2 protein-coding genes and 1 other annotated feature are annotated in these 984 nt (G+C 65.7%); both genes read right to left on the bottom strand.

The features are described from left to right. Nucleotides 1-612: IS3 family transposase (locus L979_RS12445; RefSeq protein WP_197052152.1), on the bottom strand; the 612-nt coding region annotated here is incomplete at its 3' end. Continuing rightward, nucleotides 526-654: a sequence feature (AL1L pseudoknot), on the bottom strand. Its footprint overlaps the gene before it by 87 nt. After that, nucleotides 615-941: a transposase gene (locus L979_RS12450; protein ID WP_081994475.1), complete on the bottom strand. Its 327-nt coding sequence runs from the start codon at nucleotides 939-941 to the stop codon at nucleotides 615-617. (Overlaps the previous feature by 40 nt.) Between the last annotated feature and the right edge of the window lie 43 nt (nucleotides 942-984).

Genomic DNA, 984 nt, shown 5'->3' on the forward strand with positions numbered 1-984 from the left:
TTGAACGCCCTTATCGCTGTGATGCGTGAGCTCGGTGACGGCCTGGCCTGCGTGATCGCGGGTCCAGATGCCCATCTCGAGCGCGTCCAACGCAAGGTCCGTCCGCAGCGACTTCGACAGCTGCCAGCCGACCACGCGGCGGGAGAACACGTCGATGACGAACGCGGCATACACCCAGCCGGCGAAGGTGCGGCAGTAGGTGATATCCGCGACCCACAACTGGTTCGGAGCAGTCGCCGTGAAGTCACGTTCGACCAGGTCAGGTCGATTGTCGGGGCCGCGACCGGAGATCGTGGTGCGTGGGCCCTTGGCCCGGCTGATCCCTCGCAACCCCGCGACGCGCATGAGCCGCTCGACCGTGCAACGCGCCACCGAGATGCCCTCCCGCAGCAACTGGGCATGGACCTTCTTCGCCCCGTAGACGCCGAAGTTCGCCGCATGGACGCGGTGGATCTGGACCAGCAGTTCCTCGTCGCGCACTGCCCGTCTCGAGGGTGGGCGGGTCTTGAACGCGTAGTACGTGCTCGGCGCGATCTGCGTGCCCGCTGCGGTCAGCGTCCGACAGATCGGCTCGACGCCGAACTCATGCTTGTGCTGGTCTATGTACTCCACGATCAACGCTGTGGACGGTCGAGCTCCGCCGCGAAAAAAGCCGACGCCGACCTCAGGATCGAGTTCGCCCGGCGCAGCTCACGCACTTCCTTCTCCAGCTCGACCAGGCGTTGGGACTCGCTGGTCGTGGTCCCGGGACGGTGCCCCTCGTCAACCTCGGCCTGCACGACCCAATTCCTCAGAGTCTCGGGATTGATCCCGAGCTGCTCGCCCACACGACGGAACGTGCCCGACCTCGTCGATGGATCCCGTCGCGCCTGAACAGCCATCCTCGTGGCTCTCTCCCGAAGCTCGTCCGGGTACTTCCTCGGTGCTGCCATGCTCCTCATCCTCCCGTGGAATCAGAGCCTCCACCAGACCCGGGGCGATACA

The organism is Kocuria sp. ZOR0020 (assembly GCF_000800955.1).
Classification (GTDB): Bacteria; Actinomycetota; Actinomycetes; order Actinomycetales; family Micrococcaceae; genus Kocuria; species Kocuria subflava.

What these genes read in the sequence shown, in the direction of transcription:
- L979_RS12450 (WP_081994475.1), bottom strand. Translation starts at nt 941, where the DNA reads ATGAGGAGCATGGCAGCACCGAGGAAGTACCCGGACGAGCTTCGGGAG.